The following is a 21638-nucleotide window of genomic DNA, read 5'->3' as shown; positions in this document are numbered from 1 at the left end:
GAAGGCCCCCGGCAGTGATGACTGCCGGGGGCCTTCTCGTCCGTGCGTCCGGTCAGCTGCCGTAGCCGCTGGGGCCGTGGTGGCCGCCCTTGTCGTGGCCGCCGTTGTTCACGCAGGTGTTGCCGAAGGCCGGGTTCAGCAGACCGATGACGCTGACGGTGTTCCCGCACACGTTGACCGGCACGTTGATCGGGAGCTGGACGACGTTGCCCGACAGGACACCGGGCGAGCCGACGGCCTCGCCCTGGGCGCCGGCGTCCGCCATGGCCAGACCGGCCCCGCTGAGCACCACGGCACCCGTGCCGAGAGCGACACCGGCTACCTTCGCGATGCGAGACATCACGTTCTCCTTTGATTCGGTGAGTGCGACCGCTCGACCGCGACCGCACTCCCCTTCAACGCGCGCACTCACCACTGGTCACGGCTGGTCGCGGCGTTCGTCGGGCGATCGCTCCCGGGCATGCGACGGGCGCGGGTGGAAAATCGCTTCGGCTCGCGGTGTGCCCTCGCATAGCCTGCCGGGCATGCCAACCGACCAACTGATCGGCCTGTTCGCCGAAGAGACCCGGGTACGCGCCTTCGCGGCGGTGGCCCTCGGCGCGGACACCCCCGCGAAGGTGATGGAGAAGGCGGGGCTCTCTCCAAAGGACGCGACCGTGGCGTTGCGCCGCCTCCAGGACCAGGGCGCGATCGCGTCGGCCGGCGACGGGGGACTGAGCGTCGCCTACGACCGCTTCAGGGAACTCGCCCGCTCCGCACAGGTGCCGTCCACCGAGGACCACGGCTCCGGGGACGAGAGCACCGAGGCGATCCTGCGGACCTTCGTGCGCGAGGGGCGTCTGGTGCGGCTGCCCGCCCAATGGCAGCGCAAGCTGGTCGTCCTCCGGCACATCGCCGAGCGGACCTTCGAGCCGGGCGTCGAATACCCGGAGCGGACCGTCAACGAGAAACTGCGCGCCTGGTGCGAGGACGCGCCGGTCGACCATGTGACGCTTCGGCGGCATCTGGTGGACCTGCATCATCTGCGGCGGCAGCGCGGGTTCTACTGGCGGCCCGCGGAGGTGTGAGGCCCGGAGTTGCCTGACGGGTGCAGCCGTTCAGCCCAGGAGGCGTACGGGTGTGCCCGCGAGGAAGGCCTGGATGTCCTCGACGGCCCCGTTGTAGTACGCCTCGTAGTTGGCGCGTGACACATAGCCGAGGTGCGGGGTGGCGAGCAGCCGCGGGGCGGAGCGCATCGGGTGGCCGGCGGGGAGCGGCTCGACGTCGAACACGTCGACGCCCGCTCCGGCGATCCGGCCCTCGTGCAGCGCGTAGAGCAGTGCGTCCTGGTCGACGATCGCCGCGCGCGAGGTGTTGACCAGGTAGGCGCTCGGCTTGAGGAGGGCCAGCTCCGAGGCGCCGATCAGGCCGCGGGTGCGGTCGCCGAGCGCGAGGTGGACGGAGACGAAGTCGCTGCTCGCGAGCAACTCCTCCTTGGAGGCGGCCAGGTCCACCCCGACCTCCTCGGCGCGCTCCTTGGTGAGGTTCTGGCTCCACGCGCTGACCCGCATACCGAATGCGAGCCCCACCTGCGCCACCCTGGCGCCGATCTTCCCGAGCCCGAGCAGACCGAGCCGGCGGCCGTGCAGATCGGCGCCGACGGTGCTCTGCCAGGGACCGCCCGTACGCAGCGCCTGGTTCTCCGTGACGAGCCCCCGCGCGAGGCCGAGCAGCAGGGCCCAGGTCAGCTCGACCGGGGGAGTCGAGGAACTCGGGGTGCCGCACACGGTCACGCCGTGCGCCGCGGCGGCCGCGTAGTCGATCACCGTGTTGCGCATCCCCGAGGCGATCAGCAGCTTCAGGCGGGGGAGCCGGGCCAGGAGAGACGCCGGGAACGGCACCCGCTCGCGCAAGGTCACGACGATGTCGAAGTCCGTCAGGGCGGTGGCCAGCGCGTCCTCGTCCGCGAAGTGCCGGGTGAAACCGACGACCTCGACCACGTCCGCGACCGGTGACCAGTCCACGACCTCGGTCGCGGCGGCCTGATAGTCGTCCAGTACGGCACAGCGAAGTCGCATGTCAGGTCCCTTCCAGGCTGAATCGGACCCTACCCGAGCGTCGGAAGCACGCCAGGGCGGGGCCCCTGGAGGCGGCTCTTCCGGAAGGCGCGACGGCTGCTCGCTCGCCATGGCAGTCTGTGCACCCATGAGAGCGTCCCTGGCGGTACGGAGCCTGCGCGCGGCGGTGTTCGCCGTGCTGTGCGTCCTGCTGGCCGCCGGGGGGCACGGGCTGGCCACGGGGGAGGCACCGCCCCTTTGGGCGGACGGTGCCGGGGTCCTCGTTCTCTTCGCGGCGGGCTGTCTGCTGGGCGGCCGGGAGCGGTCGCTCGTCGGGATCGGCGCCGGGATGCTGGCCGCGCAGGCCGGACTGCATCTCGGGTTCGAGGCCGCCCGGCCGTCCATGACGATGCACATGCACGGCACGCACATGACGCACCAGCACGCCATGACATCCCACGCCAACGCCGCCCACCTGGCAGCCGCTCTCCTCGCGACCTGGTGGCTGCGGCGCGGCGAGGCCGCACTGTGGTCCCTGCTGCGCCGGGCGGTCACGCTCGTGCCGGGGCTGGCCGCCTGGTGGCGGGTGCGGACGGGGCCTTGGCACGCCCGGGCGCACTGGAACGCCGGGGGCCGGAACACGGCCGAGCCGCGGCAACTTCGGCAGCTGCTGCTGCGGCACGCCGTCACCCGCCGGGGACCGCCCGCAGGGCTCGTGTACACGCCCTGACCTCATCCCCACCAGTACGGAGCTTCCCTGATGTCCCCGATACGCACCACCCTGCGCCGGGCCGGCCTCGTCGCCGGCCTCACCTCGGCCGCGGTCCTGGCCGCCGCGGGCGCGGCCTTCGCCCATGTGACGGTCCACCCCGAGAGCTACGCCAAGGGCGCCACGGACGGCGTTCTGACTTTCCGTGTCCCCAACGAGGAGGACACCGCCAGCACCACGAAGGTGCAGGTCTTCCTGCCCACCGACCATCCGGTCCTGGGTGTCCTGGTAACTCCGCAGGCAGGCTGGACCGCGCAGGTGACGACGACCAAGCTGAAGACCCCCGTCAAGACGGACGACGGCTCGATCACCGAGGCCGTCTCGGAGATCACCTGGACCGGCGGCCGGATCCGCCACGGCGAGTACCAGGACTTCAACGTCGCCTTCGGCCAACTGCCGGACGATGTGGACCATTTGACCTTCAAGACGCTGCAGACCTACTCGGACGGCAATGTCGTCCGGTGGATCGAGGAAGCGGAACAGGGCGGAGAGGAGCCGGAGAACCCGGCGCCGGTGCTGACCCTCACGGCCAAGACCGCGGCCGAATCCGGAGAGACGGCGTCCTCGACCTCGGACTCTGCTTCCGCTGCCGAGAGCTCGACGTCGAGCAGTGACTCGACCGCTCGTGGCCTCGGCATCGCCGGCCTGGTCGTGGGTGTCCTCGGCCTGCTCGCGGCCGGATTCGCCCTCGTGCGCCTCCGCGCCGCCCGCTCCTAGCCCGCGAAAGACTGCCGCCCCGCCGACCTCAACTCCCGTCGGCGGGGCGGACCGTCACCTCGGCAGGTCCCAGGAAGCCACCGCCGCGGCCCGGCGGCGTCACTCACTGTTGAGTTGCCAAGGTGCTGTGTCGCTCAGTGCTGCTCCGGTGCGTTCTTCTTGTTGACGAAGATCAGCGCCGCTCCGCCGATCACGACGAGGGCGATGGCTATGCCGCCGATGATCGGGGTGGCGCTTGAGCTGCCGGTTTCGGCGAGGTCGGTGCCGTCGCTGAAGGTACTGGCGGACGCGGCCGGGCTCGGCTCACTGACCGTCTGGGTCGTGACATCGCTCGAACTGCCCTGTGTCTCGCAGTCGAGCATGCCGGTGAACCGCTGCTCGAAGCCGTTCTCGCCTATGGCCGTGAAGTCGTACGCCTGGTCCTCCTGGAGCGTCACCGTCACCGTCCGGGACTCGCCTGCCGGGATGGTGTGCTCGATCCCCACCAGCTCGAAGGTGAACGCCTCGTCGCCCTGGTTGGCCGCCGTGATGTCCAGGCCGCCCCTGGCGCAGTTCTTCTCGGCGGACAGCGCGGGTATCGCGCCCTCCTTGGCCCAGTTGGCGGTCGCCGTCGCGGAGACCGTCGACTCACTGGAGCCGGCGAGTATCTGGGTCTGACTGCGGGTCTCCGAGGCGAAGGCGCGTCCGACAGGCACGGTTGTCGACGCCTGCACAGTCAGCGAGGACGAACCGTCCGCGCTGTCCTTCGGTACGTCGAAGTAGAGCCGGCTGCCGTCGGCCGCGGAGGTGATCACCTTGCCGTCCGCGTCCACGATCCGCACTCCGCTGGTGGCGGCGTCCGCGGGCGGCGTCACCGTCACGCTGTCCGCGTTGGTGTGCACCGTGACCGGGCCGAGCTTCTCGCCGGCGTGGCCGGAGACCGCGGACGAGTCCAGGGTCAGCGAGGCCGCGGGCTCCGCCAGATTCTGCGCGTTCTTCTCCAGGTAGTCCGCGAGCTTCTCCGCCTGCGGGTTCACCGCGTCCACGTCGGCGCCGTCCGAGTACCGCCAGATGGCCACCTGGGTGCCGGCCGCCGCGTCCTGCTCGGTGAGCCCGCTCGCCCCCGCCTTCTCGGCCAGCGACGCGAGGTTGTTCACCTGCGGGTAGGAGTTCTGCAGGATCCAGCGGATCTTGCCCGCGTCCGCGTTGCCGTTCAGCGAGGTGCCGCTCCAGGAGGTCTCCTGGTACTTGGCGTCCTTCTGCGTCGGGTTGTGGAGGTCGATGCAGTAGGTCTGCAGGGTGCCGCCGTTGTCGACGGACATCTCGAACAGGCCCGCGGACACCTGTAGGTCTTCGCCGTTGTCGTGTATCACGGCGGACCCGTAGGTCTTCAGTCCGCCTATGGTGGCCGTCGCACCACCCTGGTTCTGCGGCGTCTCGTCGGCGACGGCCGTACCCGCGGCGGCCATCGCCCCCGCGGCGACGAGCCCTGACACCAACGTCGCGGCGGCGAGGCGGGCGGCCCCTCGCCTGCGCGCGGACAACGCAGCGAACGAAAGAAACACAGAATCCCCTTCGAGCAGGACCCGTTGACATGGGGGGACGGTCCCGCCAGCAGAATCAGAAGCCCAGTGATCCATGAGCTATGTCCGGCATCCTAGGGACGTGACGCACCACACTCCCCGGTGATGTCATCCGATAACCGATCCGACTCGGAATCGTTATCGCTGAACACGCCTGTGAGCTGGGCTTATCGACAAATCCATGGAGTTGCTGTGAATGTACTTGTCGATAAGCCGCAGTCCGGTCAGATCATCTCCGACCCTGACATCACGTCACGCCGGCCGGTTCGGGCTGAGCTCCTGGCTCCGATTCCCAACTGGGTTCCGGCTGAGGGGCCGGGCTCGATCCCGTGTCTCCTTTGGAGGGACGCCGGAAGGCTGACGTACCGCGGGAAAGGTCGTGACCGATCGCCACCGCGTCGATGTCGGCCGACGTCCAGCTCTGGCCGTCGCGCTGCTCGGTGCGTACCTTCAGCCTGCCCTGCACGATGACGGGATCGCCCACCGACAGCGATGCCCCCACATTCGTGGCGAGCGCTCGATTGGCCCACACCGTGAAGAAGTTGGTGTGCCCGTCCGTCCACGCGCTCTTCTCGCGGTCCCAGTACCGGGACGTCACCGCCAGCCGGAACCTCGCCGACGCCCCGTTGGCCAAGTCCCGGTACACAGGTGGCGTCGCCACATTGCCCACCGCGCACACCGTTGTCTCGTTCATCCCCGAACACCTCTCCCGTACGAATGCGTCTGATGCGTTCGACGCCTCTGTCGCGTCTGCCGCTTCTGTCGCGGCGACCGCATGCGCTGCGATCGCCGCGAGTTCAGACTGCCTTCGCCGGGCCGGGCCCGCTGAGCGGTGTGTGCTACCCGCCGGTTGTGGACAACCGCGTCACCCGACGGGGGTGTGGACGTAGGTGTTCTCGGTCAGGCGGACGTGGTCGTGCCGGGTCAGCCGACAGGCGCCGCCGCCCCCATGACCCGTACGTACTGCTCGCGGACCTCCCGGTAGCGCAGCAGTTCCGCAGCCACCGGATCGAGTACGCGTGCTCTTCCGCAGCCGGCCGCGGCCTCCCGAAGCCGTCGTTCCGCTTCGAGTCCGTAGCGCCGGGCTGGCCCGCGTGCCGCCATCCTGCTGCTCCACTCGACGGCCGGGCCACCGATGATGCCGGTCACCATCAGCAGCACCGGCACCCCGAGATTGGGCGAGGTGATGCCGATGATCTGCCCCAACAGCCACAGTCCGCCGATGACTTGCAGGATCGTCATCGATGCCTGCGCGAACACGGCGACCGGCCACCAGCCGGGCCGCGGCGGCCGGCCCACCGGTGCGGTGGCGCGCGCCGCCATCTCGTCCAGCGCCTCGGGCAGCCCCTGCGCCCCACGTGCGGCGGCCTCGCGTACCGCCTGCGCCCAGGGCGCGGGCAGTCCGTACGCCGCCCGGTCCGCCACCGTACGCACGGCCTGCTCGACGCGCTGGCGTGCGGTGGCCTCCTCGTCCTCGGGCGCCCGTACCGTCAGCCGTCCGGTCGGGGGTTCGCGCCGGTCCTCGTACCAGCGCCACAGCCGCAGCCAGGGCGTGCCGCAGGCGCGGTTGGCGTTGCGGCGCCACGCGCGCTCGGCCGCGTCGCCGGCCGCGACGGCGCCCACCGCGTCCGCGAGGCGGGCCGCGAACTCGTCGCGCGCCTCCTCGCTGAGGCCGGCCCGCCGCCCTGTCGCGTAGACCGGGCGCAGTCGCGCCGCGGCGGCGGCCACGTCGGCCGAGATGCGGCGGGCGGCGGCGCCTCGCTCGGCCACGAACTGGCCGAGGGACTCACGCAGTTCGCCGACGCCGTCCCCGGTGAGCGCCGACACCGCGAGCACGGTCGCACCCGTCTCGCCGTACTCGCCGAGCGCGATCCCGTCCTCGTCCAGGAGTCGCCGCAGGTCGTCGAGGACCTGGTCGGCGGCCTCTCCGGGCAGCCGGTCCACCTGGTTGAGGACGACGAACATGACCTCCGCGTGCCCCGCCATGGGTCGCAGATAGCGCTCATGGATGATCGCGTCCGCGTACTTCTCCGGGTCCACGACCCAGATGACCGCGTCGACGAGCGCCAGGATGCGGTCCACCTGCTCGCGGTGCTGGACCGCCGCCGAGTCGTGGTCCGGCAGGTCGACCAGGACGAGGCCGCGCAACTGCGCCTCCGCCTCCGCGCTCTGCAACGGGCGTCTGCGCAGCCGTCCGGGGATGCCGAGCCGGTCGATGAGCGTCGCGGCGCCGTCGCTCCAACTGCAGGCGATGGGTGCCGCGGTGGTCGGCCTGCGTACACCGGTCTCCGAAATCGCCACCCCGGCGAGCGCGTTGAAGAGCTGTGACTTGCCGCTCCCGGTGGCGCCGGCGATCGCGACGACGGTGTGCTGCCCGGAGAGCCTGCGCCGCGCCGCCGCCTCGTCCAGGACCCGGCCGGCCTCGGCGAGTGTCCTGCTGTCGAGCCGGGTGCGGGACAGTCCCACCAGCTCGCGCAGCGCGTCGAGGCGTGAGCGCAGCGGTCCGTCGTACGCGAGGGGGGCCGGCGGGGCCTGTACCGCGGGCTTGGGCTCCACGACGGGCGCCGCCTGCGCGTTGGCCGTCTCGGAGACGCGGCGCGCGATCAGCCCGTCGTCCCAGGCGGGGCCGCCCTCCGTGCGCGCGGAGGAGTCGTCGGCCTTCACGCGTGCGTGCCCTGCTTCCTGACGCTCCAAGGGCGCGTGGGCATCTCCTGAGGGGGCGTTCCTGGAGGGCTCATCCTCGGAGGGCTCGTTTTCGCCGGTGTTCCGTTCGGCTTCGCGCTTCTTGCCCTCGTTCTCTTCCGCATCTTCGGAACTCGTGTCACCGGGGAGGTCTTTTTCGGATGTGGCCTCTTCGGGGGAGGTGTTTTCGAGGTGGCCCTCCCCGGGCTGGTCTGGGCGGTCGGCGTGATCCGTGTGGTCAGTGACGGCAGTCACCGCGGTCACCTCTCCTTCTGCAGTACGGACAGCGCGGCGATGAGTTCGGCCTGGGGTTCTGGATGTACGTCGAGTGCGTCGAGCGGGGCGAGACGGCGTTCGCGTTCGGTGTGCAGGGCCCTGTCGAGGTAGTCGGTGAGCAGCCGTCCGCCGCGGTCGCGCAGCCGCAGGGCGCTATGTGCCCCGATCCGCTCGGCGAGCCCCTCGCCCGCGGACCGCGCCCGTCGACCGCCCAGCAGCGCGGTGGCGACCAGTGCGGCGACCACCTCGGCGTCCTGCGCGACACTCCTGTCGAGGTCGCGCACCTCCTCCTCGGCGTACTCCTCGAGGATGCGCCGCCACCGCCGTACGGCCATCCCGATCCGGTGCTCGGCGCTCTCCAGCGTCGGATCACGGTCGGTCAGCCCCGGGGCGCCGGCGGCCGGTTCACGCCGCCAGGCCTCGTCCACGCGCTCGTCGGCGGCCGTCACGGAGCACAGCAGGAGTGAGGCAAGGCTCTCGACCAGCGCGTCGAGCAGTTCGCCCGCGGTGCAGTCGAGCGGATAGGCGCGCCACCGCTTGAGGGCGTCCCCGGAGAGCACGGCCCCGGCCTGCAAACGCCCCCTCACGCGCGCGTGCTCGCTGTCGTACGCCCCGTCGACAACCGCGGTGAGCCGCAGCGCGGCGGCGTACTGTGCGGCGGCCGCGCTGGCCAGCTCAGGCATCCGCGACTTCAGCGAGTCGAGGACTCCGTAGGCGGTACGGGCCATCGCCTCATGCCGGGCTGCCGGGTCCTGCACCTGGTGCGTGAGCCACGTTCGCAGCGGGGCCACGGCGGTGGCGGGCAACAGGCCGCCGCCCCAGGCGGACTCGGGCAGCTCGGGCACGGTGAAGCGCGGCACCTCGCCGAGTCCCGCCTTGGTGAGCAGGGCGCCGTACTGCCGCGAGACCTCGGACACCACCTGGTGGGGCACCCGGTCGAGCACGGTGACCAGGGTCGCCTTGTGCTCCTTGGCCGTACGCAGCAGATGCCACGGCACGGCGTCGGCGTACCGGGCGGCGGTGGTGACCATGACCCAGATGTCGGCCGAGCAGATCAGTTCGGCGGCGAGTACGCGGTTGTCGGCGACCAGGGAGTCGATGTCGGGAGCGTCGAGGAGGGCGAGGCCGCGGGGGAGGGTGTCCGCGGTCTCGATCCGCAGCACCCGTTCCCCGCGCTCGCCGAGCGCGGGCAGCTCGTCACCGGGCTCCTGATGGGGCACCCACACGCGCGTGAGGTCGGGCAGCACCCGCATCCCGCTGAACCAGTGATGGTCCTCCGGGTGGCACACCAGGACCGGCGTACGGGTCGTCGGCCGCAGCACGCCCGCCTCGCTGACCCGGCGCCCCACCAGGGAGTTGACCAGCGTGGACTTCCCGGCACCGGTCGAACCTCCAATGACGGCGAGAAGGGGTGCTTCGGGTTCTCTCAACCGGGGCACCAAATAGTCGTCGAGCTGTGCGAGTAGTTCGTCGCGGTTGGCACGCGCGCGTGGAGCCCCCGCCAGGGGCAGCGGGAAGCGTGCGGCGGCGACACGGTCGCGCAGGGCGGAGAGTGCGTCGAGCAGCTGAGGCCGTACGTCCAAGGTCACCACATGTGAAGAATGCCCAATTTTGGAGTATTTCTGAAGCATATGAGTATGTCTGCGCGCCGACAGGGCATTACGGGGCGGAAGGGATGACTGGGGCGCAGGCATAACGAGTGCACAACACCCGATGCGTGAGACGCCAAAAGCGGTGCACGTTTCGTACCTACCTGCGATTATCAGGACCGCTTCACCGAACCTCCACATCGAGCCACGGAGGCGAAGCGCGAGGGACAGGGATTCAGGAGCTTTATCCTTGTCCCCGGCAAGGTCAGGGATCAGCCCACACCTGGGCACCAGGACACAGGCCACCACACCCGGCCCCCGTAGCTCAGTGGATAGAGCAGGCGCCTTCTAAGCGCTTGGCCGCAGGTTCGAGTCCTGCCGGGGGCGCAAGTCTCCGCCCTCCCTCCGGGAGGGCTTTTTTGCTGTTCGCCACGTGAGTTCACCTACCGCGCGAGACGCGGAACCTTTTGGTTCCCAGGGGCCGTTGGGCGGGTGGACGTCGATGATCGTGCGGGCTCCGTGGCCGATGGCCGTGGCGCGATAGCCAACGTCTGCCCATGCTCCGCGGGGACGGGGACGGGGATGGGCACGGGTGCGGGTACGGGGATGAGGCAGGGCGTGGTCGGAGGACGAATCGGCCTCGTGGACGGGCGTGGCGGGCTGTGCGGCGGCACTTGCCGCCACGCGGATCGGAGCGGACGAGGTGGTGGTCTTCGAGCGGGCCGCTGCTCGGCTCGAGGAACGCGGAGTCGGCCTTGCTCTGCACGATGACCGGTATGCCGAATTGGAGGCGGCCGGGTTCTCGACGCCGCCATACCGTGGATCCAACTGACGCGGCGGTCCTGGGTGGTGCGCGATGACGCGTCTCGTGGGGGCCGCGAGATAGGCGTCCTGCAGTTACCGTTCCGCTCGTGCAACTGGGGGTCGCTCTGGGAGGAGCTGCGTCATCGTGTCCCGGAGCGGGTGGACTACCGGACCGGCGTCCAGGTGACACGGGTGAGTCCGGAGGCCGACGGCGCGGTCGTGCACCTGGCGGACGGCACGGAGGAACGCTTCGACCTGGTGATCGGAGCGGACGGCTACCGCTCGGTGGTGTGGGCCGCGATGCACCCGCGGGCCGTTGCGGAGTACGGCGGATTCGTCGTCTGGCGCGGCACCCTGCCCGCCGAGCGCCTCCCCGACCCGGCGGAGGCTTTTCAGGGGGAGGACGCGGCAACCGTCGTATTCCCCGGCGGACACATGCTGATCTACCGCATACCCGGCTCGGGCGGCGGCGGTGCGACCGTCAACTGGGTGCTCTACGCGACGCCGCCGGACTCCGCGGTATCCCGGTTCGCCGATCCGCAGACCGTCCAGCCCCGGCTCATGACCGGGGACTTGAGGCTCTATCACCTGCGGCTGGTGGCGGACCACCTCCCGCCTTTCTGGCAGGACGTCGTACACCAAACCCTGCCTCAGGACACCTTCGTACAGCCGATGTACGACATGGTCGCGCCGAGTTACGCGTTCGGACGGCTCGTCCTCCTCGGGGACGCGGCCGCGGTCGGCCGTCCGAACTCGGGCAGCGGCGCGGTCAAGGCATTGCAGGACGCGGCCGCGCTGGAACGCGCGCTGCGGGCCGGCGACAGCTGGGAGTCGGCACTGGAGACGTACGGTGCCGAGCGGGTGGCGGTCGGCCGGGCCACGGTGGAGCTCGGCCGCAGGCTGGGGCGGGCCCAGGTGACCCACACTCCGGACTGGGCGGCGATGGACCAGCAGGATCTCGAGCACTGGTGGAGCGAGGCCTCCGGCGCCAAGGGGTTCGGCGGATACGAGCTGCGCCGCTGATCCGTCGCTGATCGTTCCAGGGGCGGTCGGTTCGGCATCCGGTGGTGTCGACCGCCGGCCCGCTCTGCGCCGTCCGCTTGGCACTTCACGCACGTGTCAGCAAGTTTTGGCCACGGTGCTGACCTGGTGTTTTGGCGTGGCACGCGCGGCAAGCGCGGCAAGCGCGGCAGTGCCCCTGCTTTCGGGGCTCTCTCTCACCGCTGTCGCGAGTGGAACCAGCCTGGCGCAGGCGGCCACCGGCAAGAGCGAACTGTCCCCGGACCTGTTGCCTGACCCCGCCGCCACCCCGGTCCCGAACCCGCCGTCCCCCAAGCACCTCACCCGCGAGGAGCGGACCCATCAGGGCCCGGGGTTCTCGACGTCCCAGTGGATTGCATTGCCCAGAAAATTGAACGCGTTCATAAAATGTCCTGGGTGCTCGGCCGGAGATCCCGGCCGAGCACCCAGGGCGCAGACAGGGTCAGACCTTGGCCGGCGTCCGCTTCTCCTCGGCGGGCGCTGCCTCGGAGATGCCCAGCCGCTTGTGGACCGCGCGCAGCGGCTTCGGCGCGTACCAGGCCGTACGGCCAAGGAGTCGCATGGCCGCCGGTACGAGTACGCCGCGGACGGCCACCGCGTCGATCAGGATCGCCAGGCCGCTGCCGAGCCCGAACATCTGGATGAAGCTGACGTTGGCCGTGCCGAAGGCGAAGAAGCTCACCGCGAGCAGGCCGGCTGCCATGGTCACGATGCGGCCGGTGTGGGAGAGGCCGCTGGTGACGGCCGTCTCGGTGTCGGCACCCGCATCGTGCAGCTCCTTGATCCGGCTGGTCACGAAGACCTCGTAGTCCATGGACAGACCGAAGGCGATGCAGAACATCAGCACGGTCATCGAGGTGTCCATGGGCTGTGGCGTGAAGCCGAGCAGCGAGGACAGATGGCCGTCCTGGAAGATCCACACCATGACGCCGATGGCCGCCGTCAGGCTGATGCCGTTGAGGACCAGCGCTCGCAGCGGCTGGATCACGCTGCCGGTGAAGAGGAAGAGGATCACGAACGTGGTGACGGCCACGAGACCGACGGCGAACGGGAGCCGGTCCGCGATCGAGTCCCTGGAGTCGACGAGCCGCGCGTCGTTGCCGCCGACCAACACCTCGGTCCCGGCGGGCGGATCGACCGCCCGTACGTCCTTGACCAGGGTCTGCGCCTCGTCGGACTTGGGAGTGAGGTCGCTGACGACGGTGATCCGCTGGGCGTCCGGCCGGCCGAGTGCGGCGGCCGCCGGGCCGGGCGGGGTGGACCGGCCGTCGGTGAAGGTGCCGGCGGAGGTCACCACGCGGGCCGTGCCGTCGAGCCGCGACAGGTCGGTCGCGTACGCGCTCAGGCCAGCCGGAGCCACGGGCCCGGTCGTGACGATCTGTACGGCGGACTCGTCGCTGCCGGTGAAGTTGCTCTGCACGGCGGTGGCGACCTGCCGGCTCTGGGCGCTCTCCGGCAGGACCCGCTCGTCCGGCGTGCCGAAGGTGACACCGAGCAGTGGACTCGCGGCGAGCAGCAGGATCGCGAGGACCGGCAGCGCGGTCAGGGCGGGCCTGCGCATGACCGTGCGGGCCAGCCGGCCCCAGAACGGCGCCTCGGCGTTGCGTACGGTCTTCGCCCAGGGCAGCCGGCCGTTGTTGACCCGGTGGCCGAGCACGGCGAGCAGCGCGGGTACGACCAGCAGGGCGCTGACGGCGGCGATGATCACGACGCCGATGCCCGCGTAGGCGAACGAGCGCAGGAAGTACTGCGGGAAGACCAGCAGGGCGGAGAGTGCGATGGCGACGGTCGCAGCGGCGAAGGTGATCGTCCGGCCGGCCGTTCGCACCGTGTGCCGGAGTGCTTCGGGGACGTCGGCGCCCTCGGCGAGGTGCTCGCGGAACCGGCTGATCATGAGCAGCGCGTAGTCGATGCCGAGGCCGAGGCCCAGGGCGGTGGTGAGGTTGATGGAGAACACCGAGACGTCGGTGAGGCTGCCGAGGACGTAGAGCTCGGCGAAGGTGCCGACGATCGCGATCAGCCCGATGGCCAGGGGAATCAGCGCCGCGACGACGCTGCCGAAGGCGATCACCAGCAGGATGAGGATCAGTGGCACCGCGATCAGCTCGGCCGTCGCGAGGTCCTTGGCGACCTGGCTGGTCACATCCTTGTTGACCGCGGCCGCTCCACCGGCCTCCACCGTCAGCCCGTTCCGGTCGCCGGTGTACTCGTCGATGATCGCCGAGGCGTTGTCGGCCTGTTCGGTCTCGCCGCCCCTGATGTGGGCCAGCACCAGCGCCTCGTTCCCGTCGCGGGAGGTCAGCGAGGAGGCGCCGGTGTCCCAGTACGAGATCACGTTCGCCACTGTCGGCTCGGCCTTGAGTTCCGAGGTGAGGGTGTTGCCGGCCCGCTCGGCGGCGGCTGAACCGATGGCGCCGTCGTCGGCCCGGACCAGCAGGACCAGGTTGCTCTCACCTCCGAACTTCTCGTCGATGAGCTCCTGGGCCTGCGTCGAGGGCGCGCTCGGATCCTCGAAGCCACCGCCCAGGAGCTTGCCGAACGCCCCGAAGCCGATGACCCCCATGGCGACCACGGCCACCACGGTGAGTGTCAGTACGAGCCGGCCCCGGCGGAGGGCGAGCTCCGTAATTCGGTCGTACATGGTCATCCCCCTTGATGTTTACGCTATTAACATGGACCGTGGCATACAAAGTTAACGACGTCAACTTTAGGAAGTTAATGGCGTCAACTTCGGGCAGGGTGAAGTCGGGACGGAGGCAGGATGAAGCCAGGACAGGGGCAGAATGGGCCCATGGAATCGATCACGGGCGGCAAGTCCCGCTACCACCACGGCGACCTCCGCAACGCGCTGATCGAGGCCGCCTTCGAGCTCGCGGCGGAGGGTGGCCCGGAGCGGGTCGTCCTGCGTGAGGCGGCCCGCAGCGTCGGCGTGTCGCCCACCGCGGCATACCGCCACTTCAGTGGGCAGGGGGACCTCCTCGAGGCCGTGAAGATCCGTGGTCAGCTGGAGCTCGCCGAGTCGATGGTCGAGGCGGTGCGCGTACTGCCCGCACTGGACGATCCGGGTGAGGAGGCCGTGCGCAGGACCGAGGCGATCGGGCGTGGATACGTGCGCTTCGCCATCGAGCACCCGGGGCTCTATCGCACCGCCTTCTGTCGTACGCCGACGGAGGACGGTGACTTCACCGGCCTCGAAATCCCGGAGGAGAGGCCGGAGTTCGCGGCGTTCGTGGAGCTGTCGAGCACGCTCGACGCGTTGGTGGCGACGGGCCGGATGCGGCCGGAGAACCGGCCCGCGGCCGAGGTCGCCGCGTGGTCGGCCGTCCACGGCCTTTCTCTGCTCATCCTCGACGGTCCGCTGGCCCGGCTGCCGGCCGAGCAGCGTGACGCGGTGGTCGAGGGCACGCTCACGACGATCGTCGCGGGGCTTACGCGGTAGGCGTGAGCGGGTGCGGTGGGTTGACGGTTCCTGGTGGGTTGTCGGGCCGGGGCGCGGTGGGTTGGCGGATCCGGCCCCGGTGTTTTGACGGTCTCGGGTGGGCTGTCGGGCCTGGCCCCGGTGTTTTGACGGTCTCGGGTGGGTTGGCGGATCCGGCCTCGGTGTTTTGACGGTCTCGGATGGGCTGTCGGGCCTGGCCCCGGTGTTTTGACGGTCCCGGGTGGGCTGTCGGGCCTGGCCCCGGTGTTTTGACGGTCCCGGGTGGGTTGGCGGGTCTGGTCCCGGTGTTTTGACGGTCCCGGGTGGGCTGTCGGGCCTGGCCCCGGTGTACCGACGGTCCCGGATGGGCTGTCCAGCCCGGTCGCGGCGAACAGTGCCGGGCGGCCGCACGTTGCCGTACAGGCATGGAATTTTGCCTATGACGCAAGGCGACGGTGAGCTGGACAGCCTGGTGCGCAAGCGCATCCGTGCCCTGCGTGTGGCCCAGGGCTGGTCCCTGGAGGAGCTGGCCGGCCGCGCCAACATCAGCCAGTCCACGCTCAGCCGCATCGAGAATGGCGGACGCCGGCTGGCCCTGGACCAACTCGTCACCCTGGCCCGCGCCCTGGACGCCTCCCTCGACCAACTGGTCGAGACCGCCACGGTCGACGTCATCTCCAACCCGATGATCGACGGAGCCCACGGGCTGACGCGCTGGCCCATCAAGGCGGAGCCCGGCGTGACCGTCGTACGCCGGCGCCTGACCGATCCGGCGCCCGACATTCCCTCGCGTATGAGTGCCCACCCGGGCCGCGAGTGGCTCGTCGACCTCTCCGGCACCGCGGTCCTGCTCCTGGGTAACCGGCGCCTGCGGGTCGAGACCAACCAGGCGGCGGAGTTCCCCACGATGCTGCCGCACGCCGTCGGCGCGGAGGGCGGGCCGTGCGAGATTCTGGGCATCTTCGACCAGGAGGCCCGGCGTGGTCACCAGCGCGGTGAGGACGCCGGGAAGGCCGACCTGCCGTTCCCGTGACCGTTTGCGTGTTCGGCGTGTTCGGCGGGGCGGCGGGTCATCGTCTTGCGCATTCCGCAAGCGGCCACGGGATACGTGAATTGACGCGGTGAGTCGCTACGCACTCAGCAGCCTGCGTCGTATGCGCGCCGGCGTTCGCAGCCGCGCTCACGGCCGAGGACCTGACCGCTCTCGACCAACTCCTCGACACCGACGGCCCGCACAGCGTCCTGCGCCGCACCGACCTGAGGGTGCGCACCGAGCGCATGGTGTGGGCAGCCCGCCGTAGTTGAGCTGGGCCGGCGGGGGCAGGTCCAGGGGCCCTGGCCGAGTGCTCATGAAGCGATGTGATGATAACGGCGCAGAGATTTCTGTTATGCCGACGCCGACGAGGAACCCTCCTCCAGTCATGACCGAGACATCACACAGCGGGTACGACGGGCCGGACGAGCCCCGGACGCAGGCCGCCCTGGTGCGGGCCGCGCAGGGCGGTGATCAGCGTGCCCTCGACACACTCGTGGCCGACTATCTGCCCCTGATCTACAACATCGTGGGACGTGCGCTGGACGCCCCCGCCGACACCGACGACGTCGTGCAGGACGTCATGCTGCAGATGATCCGGGACGTGCCCAAGCTGCGTGACCCGGAGGCGTTCCGGTCCTGGCTGGTGGCCATCGCGATGCGGGAGGTGCGCCGGCACTGGCGGCTGCGGCAGAGCGCGCCCGCGACCGCCGGGTTCGAGGTACTGGAGGACATGGCGTTCCTCGCGGATCCGGGAGCCGACTTCGTCGACCTGACGATCACCGTGCTGAACCTGTCGGGGCAGCGGCAGGAGACGGCCGAGGCCACGCGCTGGCTGGACGCCGACGACCGGCACCTGCTGTCCCTGTGGTGGATGGAGGTCGCGGGCCGGCTGACCCGGGCCGAACTGGCCACCGCGATGGAGGTGCCGACTCCGCATGCCGCGGTCGCGGTGCAGCGGATGAAGGCCCGGCTGGAATCCGCGCGGGCGGTGGTCCGTGCGCTGGGGGCCGTGCCGCGCTGCGCCGAGATGAACACGGTGCTCCGCGGCTGGGACGGGCGCCCCGCCGGCCTGTGGCGCAAGCGGATCGCCCGGCATGTGCGCGGCTGCCCGGAGTGCGGCGGCGTATCGGTCGGCGTGGTTCCGGCGGAGCGGCTGCTGGCCGACCTGGCGCTGGTGGCCGTACCGCCCGCTCTGCTGGGTCTGTTGGCGTTGGGGGCGGGAGCCGGCGCCGGTGCGGGCGGAAGTGACGTGGCCACCGCGGCCTTCCACGTTCCGTCCACGGCGGGCAGGGCGACGAGCCACGCCCTGCGCAAGTCGGGAGGCATGGCCTTCGGCAAGGCCGCCGTCATCTCGTCCGCCGTCGCCCTGTCCCTCGTGGCCACCACCGTCGCCTACACGCTCGGAGTGTTCGGGCAGGACGGCAGCGGCGAACAGTCCTCGGCCGCCACGACCGTATCGGCGCCGCAGGCCTCCGGCGCCCAGCCGTCCGCCACCGCCTCCACGTCCCCGACACCGTCGCCCTCCGCGACCGCGTCGCCGAAGCCCTCGGCCTCGACCAAGGCCGCCCCGGCACCGAAGCCGGCCGCCGGGAAGGCAGCGACCGTCACCGACACGAAACTGCCCGTACGGGCGGCCTTCTACTACCCCTGGTACGACGAGAACTTCACCGACGGCGGCAGCCAGTACACGCCCTCGGCCGGCAAGTACGACGTCGACGACCCGGCCACCGTCGAGCGCCAGATCAAGGACATGCAGTACGGCGGTCTCCAGGCCGGTATCTCCTCCTGGTGGGGCGAGGGCAAGCGCGAGGACGTACGGCTGCCCCTGCTGATGTCCAAGGGAGCGGAACTCGGCTTCTCCTGGACCGTGTACTACGAGCACGAGGCGTACGCCAACCCCTCCGCCGCGGAGATCAGGGAGAGCCTGACCTACCTGCGCAAGTACTCCGACCAGCAGACCTGGCTGCACGTCGACGGCAAGCCGGTGATCTTCGTGTACGGCGGGGGCGGCGACGCGTGCGACATGGCCACCCGGTGGTCGCAGGCCAACGAGACCGAGGGCTACTACGTCGTCCTGAAGGTGTTCGGCGGTTACAAGGACTGCGCGAACCAGCCCGAGGGCTGGCACCAGTACGCCTCCGGCCTGGACGTGCAGAAGGGGTACTCGGCGATCGTGTCACCCGGTTTCTGGCTGAACACCGCGAAGGAGCCGACCGTCCCGCGCGACCTCGACCGGTTCCGCGAGGAGGCCACCACCGTCGCCACCTCGGGTGAGCCCTTCCAGCTCCTGGTGACCTACAACGAGTGGGGCGAGGGCACGGCCGCCGAGTCGAGCACGGACTGGCCCAGCTCCACCGGCCACGGCGCCTACATGGACGTACTGCACGAGGTGTTCACGGCACATCCACGCTGAGGGCGCGCAGGGCCTAAGGGCCGGGTGACCGTGATTCGCACGGCGCCCGGCCCGGCCCGGCTCTCCTCACCTCACGTCAACGGATGCGAGGTCCTGCCCGACTCCTGGTCGATCTCGTCGTGCGCCTTGGTCAGCAGCTTCATCGCCAGTTCGTTGAGCGCCCTGGCTCCGGCGACCTCCTCGCCGACCCGCGGCTGGTTCGAGTCGGAAGGGTGGCGGCTCGCGTAACCGTGCGCGCGCACCTCACTCCCGTCCGGCAGCCGTACGAGTGCTGCGGCGCGCGTGCGGTGCGGATCCTCCTCGAACTCCAGCTCGACGTGCCATCCGACAGCGGTCTGCGCCATCACGATCACCTCCGGGTCCCTGTCCACCACGGGTCCCCTGTCTACGAGTGTCCTCCTGCACCGCCGGGAAGGGCCAGGTCACGGAGGGCTGCCCGAACTGGTTTCCCCCCAGGCCTGGCAGTCAGGCAAGATGGGGTGTATCTGCTCACTGCCGATTTCAAGCGTCCGGACGGTTTCTCTTGGCTGAGTTCATTTACACCATGCGCAAGACGCGCAAAGCGCACGGCGACAAGGTGATTCTTGATGACGTCACCCTGAACTTCCTGCCCGGAGCGAAGATCGGTGTGGTCGGGCCGAACGGCGCCGGTAAGTCCACCGTTCTCAAGATCATGGCGGGTCTCGAGCAGCCCTCCAACGGCGAGGCCTACATCTCGCCCGGCTACAGCGTCGGCATCCTCATGCAGGAGCCGCAGCTCGACGAGACCAAGACGGTCCTGGAGAACGTCCAGGACGGCGCCGCCGAGCTCATGGGCAAGCTCAGCCGCTTCAACGAGGTCGCCGAGCTGATGGCGACCGACTACTCGGACGCGCTCCTCGACGAGATGGGCAAGCTCCAGGAAGACCTGGACCACGCAGGCGCCTGGGACCTCGACGCGCAGCTGGAGCAGGCCATGGACGCGCTGGGCTGCCCGCCCGGCGACTGGCCGGTCACCAACCTCTCCGGTGGCGAGAAGCGCCGCGTGGCGCTCTGCAAGCTGCTGATCGAGGCCCCGGACCTGCTCCTCCTCGACGAGCCCACCAACCACCTCGACGCCGAGTCGGTGAACTGGCTTGAGCAGCACCTCTCGAAGTACGCGGGCGCAGTCGTCGCCGTCACTCACGACCGGTACTTCCTGAACAACGTCGCCGAGTGGATCCTCGAACTGGACCGCGGCCGCGCGATCCCCTACGAGGGCAACTACTCCACGTACCTCGACAAGAAGTCCACCCGCCTCAAGGTCGAGGGCCGCAAGGACGAGAAGCGCCAGAAGCGGCTCAAGGAAGAGCTGGAGTGGGTCCGGTCCAACGCCAAGGGCCGGCAGACCAAGTCCAAGGCGCGCCTCGCCCGCTACGAGGAGATGGCGGCCGAGGCCGACAAGATGCGGAAGCTGGACTTCGAGGAGATCCAGATCCCGCCGGGCCCGCGTCTGGGCTCCATCGTCGTCGAGGTCAACAACCTCTCGAAGGCGTTCGGCGACAAGGTCCTCATCGATGACCTGAGCTTCACGCTGCCGCGTAACGGCATCGTCGGGGTCATCGGTCCGAACGGCGCGGGCAAGACCACGCTGTTCAAGATGATCCAGGGCCTTGAGACCCCGGACTCCGGTGCGATCAAGGTCGGCGAGACCGTCAAGATCAGTTACGTCGACCAGAGCCGCGCCAACATCGACCCCAAGAAGACCCTGTGGGCCGTCGTCTCCGACGAGCTCGACTACATCAACGTCGGCCAGGTCGAGATGCCGTCGCGGGCGTACGTATCCGCGTTCGGCTTCAAGGGCCCGGACCAGCAGAAGCCCGCCGGTGTCCTCTCCGGCGGTGAGCGCAACCGCCTGAACCTGGCGCTGACCCTCAAGGAGGGCGGCAACCTGCTGCTCCTCGACGAGCCCACCAACGACCTCGACGTGGAGACCCTGTCCTCCCTCGAGAACGCGCTGCTCGAGTTCCCCGGTGCGGCCGTGGTCATCTCCCACGACCGCTGGTTCCTGGACCGGGTCGCGACGCACATCCTCGCCTACGAGGGTGAGTCGAAGTGGTACTGGTTCGAGGGCAACTTCGAGTCCTACGAGAAGAACAAGGTCGAGCGACTCGGCCCGGACGCGGCGCGCCCGCACCGTGCCACCTACAAGAAGCTGACCCGGGGCTGATCGATCTTGCGGCACATCTACCACTGCCCGCTGCGCTGGGCGGACATGGACGCGTACGGCCACATCAACAACGTGGTCTTCCTCCGCTATCTGGAGGAGGCGCGCATCGACTTCCTGTTCCGCCCGGAGAAGGACTTCCAGCAGGGGTCTGTGGTGGCACGCCACGAGATCGACTACAAGAGGCAGTTGGTCCACCGGCACACACCGGTGGACATCGAGCTGTGGATCTCGGAGATCCGCGCGGCGTCCTTCACCATCGCCTATGAGGTCAAGGACGCCGATCAGCTCTACGTCCGGGCCTCGACCGTGGTCGTACCGTTCGACTTCGAGGCCCAGCGGCCGCGCCGACTCACCGCCGAGGAACAGGAGTTCCTCGCGGAGTACCGAGATGACAAGGACGAGGCCGTCGCCGCATGACGGCCCAGTTGCACCTCGCCGACGAAGGGGAGGCGGCGGACCTCGCCGCCTTCCTCGGACGGCTGGTCCACTACGACCGCGCCGCCGCCGTACGCCTCCAGGCATCCGGCACCACGCTCGCGGTCTTCGGGCGCCCGCCGTCCTTCGAGGTACTCGCCATCCGCACGGCGCGCCTTGCCAAGCCGTACGAGGACGGGCTCGACGTCCTGCTGGACGTGACCGTCTCGGCCGGTGAACTCCTGGAGTCCATCGACGAGTCGGCGGCCACGATGGCCGTTCCGGGGGCCGTCACGGGGCCGCCGTGGGCCGGGGTGCTGCCGCCTCGCCGCGGCTGGCGTCCGGAGCCGGGGCTGCCCGCGCCGGACGCCGTGCGGGCGATGGTCGCCGCCGCCGTGGCCGAATTCCGGCTCCGTACGCAGGAGTTGGCGGTCGAGCGGCGTACCCGCGCCGAACTCGACCGGCTCGGGCGGGAGATCTGGTCCCGGCCGGTCGGCGACACCAGCCTGCCGGTACGGGCCGCGCACGCGGCGCAGTCCCTCGGGTTCCTCCGCCCCGCCCGCCAAGTGCCGCCCGACGAGAGCCCGTTGGGGCTGTACTCGTCCGGCGCGTGGCTGCGGCTGCGCACCCCGTTCGGGTCGATCGCCGTGCGCCGGGCGGGACTTGGCGCCCTGGACGTCAGCGTCCGCTGAC

The 21638-nt window shown here is 70.1% G+C and carries 18 protein-coding genes, 1 tRNA gene and 1 pseudogene; 12 read left to right on the top strand and 8 right to left on the bottom strand.

From position 1 onward, the window contains the following. Window positions 1-52: 52 nt before the first annotated feature. Window positions 53-340, bottom strand: a complete 288-nt coding sequence (locus tag ACFVKT_RS18215; protein ID WP_385732561.1) for a chaplin — start codon at window positions 338-340, stop codon at window positions 53-55. 184 nt (window positions 341-524) lie between these two features. Here ACFVKT_RS18215 and ACFVKT_RS18210 point away from each other — a divergent pair, with 184 nt between their 5' ends. Further along, entirely contained in the window at window positions 525-1067 is a 543-nt protein-coding gene (locus ACFVKT_RS18210; RefSeq protein WP_385732559.1) for a DUF2087 domain-containing protein, read from the top strand. A 30-nt stretch (window positions 1068-1097) separates the two neighbouring features. On the opposite strand, the gene ACFVKT_RS18205 is transcribed toward ACFVKT_RS18210, so the two are convergent. Next, a complete protein-coding gene (locus ACFVKT_RS18205; protein ID WP_385732557.1) occupies window positions 1098-2057 on the bottom strand; it encodes a D-2-hydroxyacid dehydrogenase family protein in 960 nt (319 codons plus the stop codon). 127 nt (window positions 2058-2184) lie between these two features. Here ACFVKT_RS18205 and ACFVKT_RS18200 point away from each other — a divergent pair, with 127 nt between their 5' ends. Further along, window positions 2185-2766 carry a hypothetical protein gene (locus ACFVKT_RS18200; RefSeq protein WP_385732555.1) on the top strand — a complete coding sequence of 194 codons (582 nt, stop codon included), beginning with the start codon at window positions 2185-2187 and terminating at the stop codon, window positions 2764-2766. A 30-nt stretch (window positions 2767-2796) separates the two neighbouring features. After that, entirely contained in the window at window positions 2797-3522 is a 726-nt protein-coding gene (locus ACFVKT_RS18195; RefSeq protein ID WP_385732553.1) for a YcnI family protein, read from the top strand. Window positions 3523-3656: 134 nt separating this feature from the next. On the opposite strand, the gene ACFVKT_RS18190 is transcribed toward ACFVKT_RS18195, so the two are convergent. The 4 genes from ACFVKT_RS18190 to ACFVKT_RS18175 all read right to left on the bottom strand — a co-directional run bounded on the left by ACFVKT_RS18190 (window position 3657) and on the right by ACFVKT_RS18175 (window position 9634). Then, a complete protein-coding gene (locus tag ACFVKT_RS18190) occupies window positions 3657-5066 on the bottom strand; it encodes a Cys-Gln thioester bond-forming surface protein (protein WP_385732551.1) in 1410 nt (469 codons plus the stop codon). A gap of 265 nt (window positions 5067-5331) precedes the next feature. Continuing rightward, complete coding sequence (locus ACFVKT_RS18185) at window positions 5332-5778, bottom strand: single-stranded DNA-binding protein (protein WP_385732549.1); 447 nt, start codon at window positions 5776-5778, stop codon at window positions 5332-5334. Between the two features lie 230 nt (window positions 5779-6008). Continuing rightward, entirely contained in the window at window positions 6009-8021 is a 2013-nt protein-coding gene (locus ACFVKT_RS18180; RefSeq protein WP_385732547.1) for a GTPase, read from the bottom strand. A gap of 5 nt (window positions 8022-8026) precedes the next feature. Then, window positions 8027-9634, bottom strand: a complete 1608-nt coding sequence (locus ACFVKT_RS18175) for a dynamin family protein (RefSeq protein WP_385732545.1) — start codon at window positions 9632-9634, stop codon at window positions 8027-8029. A 311-nt stretch (window positions 9635-9945) separates the two neighbouring features. Between ACFVKT_RS18175 and ACFVKT_RS18170 the strand changes: the two genes are divergently transcribed. Beyond that, a tRNA-Arg gene (locus tag ACFVKT_RS18170) sits at window positions 9946-10018 on the top strand. A gap of 609 nt (window positions 10019-10627) precedes the next feature. Next, window positions 10628-11458, top strand: a complete 831-nt coding sequence (locus tag ACFVKT_RS18165; protein WP_385732542.1) for an FAD-dependent monooxygenase — start codon at window positions 10628-10630, stop codon at window positions 11456-11458. A 460-nt stretch (window positions 11459-11918) separates the two neighbouring features. Here ACFVKT_RS18165 and ACFVKT_RS18160 read toward each other — a convergent pair whose 3' ends face one another. Beyond that, entirely contained in the window at window positions 11919-14117 is a 2199-nt protein-coding gene (locus tag ACFVKT_RS18160) for an MMPL family transporter (RefSeq protein ID WP_385732540.1), read from the bottom strand. Between the two features lie 150 nt (window positions 14118-14267). Between ACFVKT_RS18160 and ACFVKT_RS18155 the strand changes: the two genes are divergently transcribed. From ACFVKT_RS18155 to ACFVKT_RS18140, 4 genes and pseudogenes are all read left to right on the top strand, one after another. After that, entirely contained in the window at window positions 14268-14915 is a 648-nt protein-coding gene (locus ACFVKT_RS18155) for a TetR/AcrR family transcriptional regulator (RefSeq protein ID WP_385732538.1), read from the top strand. A 418-nt stretch (window positions 14916-15333) separates the two neighbouring features. Continuing rightward, complete coding sequence (locus ACFVKT_RS18150) at window positions 15334-15927, top strand: helix-turn-helix domain-containing protein (RefSeq protein WP_385732536.1); 594 nt, start codon at window positions 15334-15336, stop codon at window positions 15925-15927. An 82-nt stretch (window positions 15928-16009) separates the two neighbouring features. Continuing rightward, window positions 16010-16199: pseudogene (locus ACFVKT_RS18145) on the top strand (SAM-dependent methyltransferase); the annotation flags it as partial. Window positions 16200-16315: 116 nt separating this feature from the next. Then, window positions 16316-18343 carry a sigma-70 family RNA polymerase sigma factor gene (locus ACFVKT_RS18140; RefSeq protein WP_385732535.1) on the top strand — a complete coding sequence of 676 codons (2028 nt, stop codon included), beginning with the start codon at window positions 16316-16318 and terminating at the stop codon, window positions 18341-18343. Between the two features lie 71 nt (window positions 18344-18414). On the opposite strand, the gene ACFVKT_RS18135 is transcribed toward ACFVKT_RS18140, so the two are convergent. Beyond that, window positions 18415-18687, bottom strand: a complete 273-nt coding sequence (locus ACFVKT_RS18135; RefSeq protein ID WP_385732533.1) for a DUF1876 domain-containing protein — start codon at window positions 18685-18687, stop codon at window positions 18415-18417. Between the two features lie 179 nt (window positions 18688-18866). On the opposite strand from ACFVKT_RS18135, the gene ettA reads away from it, so the two are divergent. From ettA to ACFVKT_RS18120, 3 genes are read left to right on the top strand one after another with little or no spacing between them, the layout of a single operon-like run. Beyond that, a complete protein-coding gene (ettA, locus tag ACFVKT_RS18130) occupies window positions 18867-20531 on the top strand; it encodes an energy-dependent translational throttle protein EttA (protein ID WP_385732531.1) in 1665 nt (554 codons plus the stop codon). A gap of 6 nt (window positions 20532-20537) precedes the next feature. Beyond that, window positions 20538-20948 carry an acyl-CoA thioesterase gene (locus ACFVKT_RS18125; protein ID WP_385732529.1) on the top strand — a complete coding sequence of 137 codons (411 nt, stop codon included), beginning with the start codon at window positions 20538-20540 and terminating at the stop codon, window positions 20946-20948. Further along, window positions 20945-21637, top strand: a complete 693-nt coding sequence (locus tag ACFVKT_RS18120; protein ID WP_385732527.1) for a hypothetical protein — start codon at window positions 20945-20947, stop codon at window positions 21635-21637. The genes ACFVKT_RS18125 and ACFVKT_RS18120 overlap by 4 nt, the downstream gene beginning before the upstream one ends. Window position 21638: the final 1 nt, after the last annotated feature.

The organism is Streptomyces sp. NPDC127595 (genome assembly GCF_042671685.1).
Classification (GTDB): domain Bacteria; phylum Actinomycetota; class Actinomycetes; order Streptomycetales; family Streptomycetaceae; genus Streptomyces.
The sequence above is the reverse complement of the archived record's forward strand: the minus strand, read 5'-3'. Positions and strand labels throughout refer to the sequence as shown.

Excerpts from the sequence above, each read along its gene's own strand:
- ACFVKT_RS18195 (WP_385732553.1), top strand. The coding sequence starts at position 2,797 with ATGTCCCCGATACGCACCACCCTGCGCCGGGCCGGCCTCGTCGCCGGC.
- ACFVKT_RS18200 (WP_385732555.1), top strand. The coding sequence starts at position 2,185 with ATGAGAGCGTCCCTGGCGGTACGGAGCCTGCGCGCGGCGGTGTTCGCC.
- ACFVKT_RS18205 (WP_385732557.1), bottom strand. The coding sequence starts at position 2,057 with ATGCGACTTCGCTGTGCCGTACTGGACGACTATCAGGCCGCCGCGACC.
- ACFVKT_RS18120 (WP_385732527.1), top strand. The coding sequence starts at position 20,945 with ATGACGGCCCAGTTGCACCTCGCCGACGAAGGGGAGGCGGCGGACCTC.
- ACFVKT_RS18135 (WP_385732533.1), bottom strand. The coding sequence starts at position 18,687 with ATGGCGCAGACCGCTGTCGGATGGCACGTCGAGCTGGAGTTCGAGGAG.
- ACFVKT_RS18185 (WP_385732549.1), bottom strand. The coding sequence starts at position 5,778 with ATGAACGAGACAACGGTGTGCGCGGTGGGCAATGTGGCGACGCCACCT.
- ACFVKT_RS18155 (WP_385732538.1), top strand. The coding sequence starts at position 14,268 with ATGGAATCGATCACGGGCGGCAAGTCCCGCTACCACCACGGCGACCTC.
- ACFVKT_RS18210 (WP_385732559.1), top strand. The coding sequence starts at position 525 with ATGCCAACCGACCAACTGATCGGCCTGTTCGCCGAAGAGACCCGGGTA.
- ACFVKT_RS18160 (WP_385732540.1), bottom strand. The coding sequence starts at position 14,117 with ATGTACGACCGAATTACGGAGCTCGCCCTCCGCCGGGGCCGGCTCGTA.
- ACFVKT_RS18140 (WP_385732535.1), top strand. The coding sequence starts at position 16,316 with ATGACCGAGACATCACACAGCGGGTACGACGGGCCGGACGAGCCCCGG.
- ACFVKT_RS18215 (WP_385732561.1), bottom strand. The coding sequence starts at position 340 with ATGTCTCGCATCGCGAAGGTAGCCGGTGTCGCTCTCGGCACGGGTGCC.
- ACFVKT_RS18150 (WP_385732536.1), top strand. The coding sequence starts at position 15,334 with ATGACGCAAGGCGACGGTGAGCTGGACAGCCTGGTGCGCAAGCGCATC.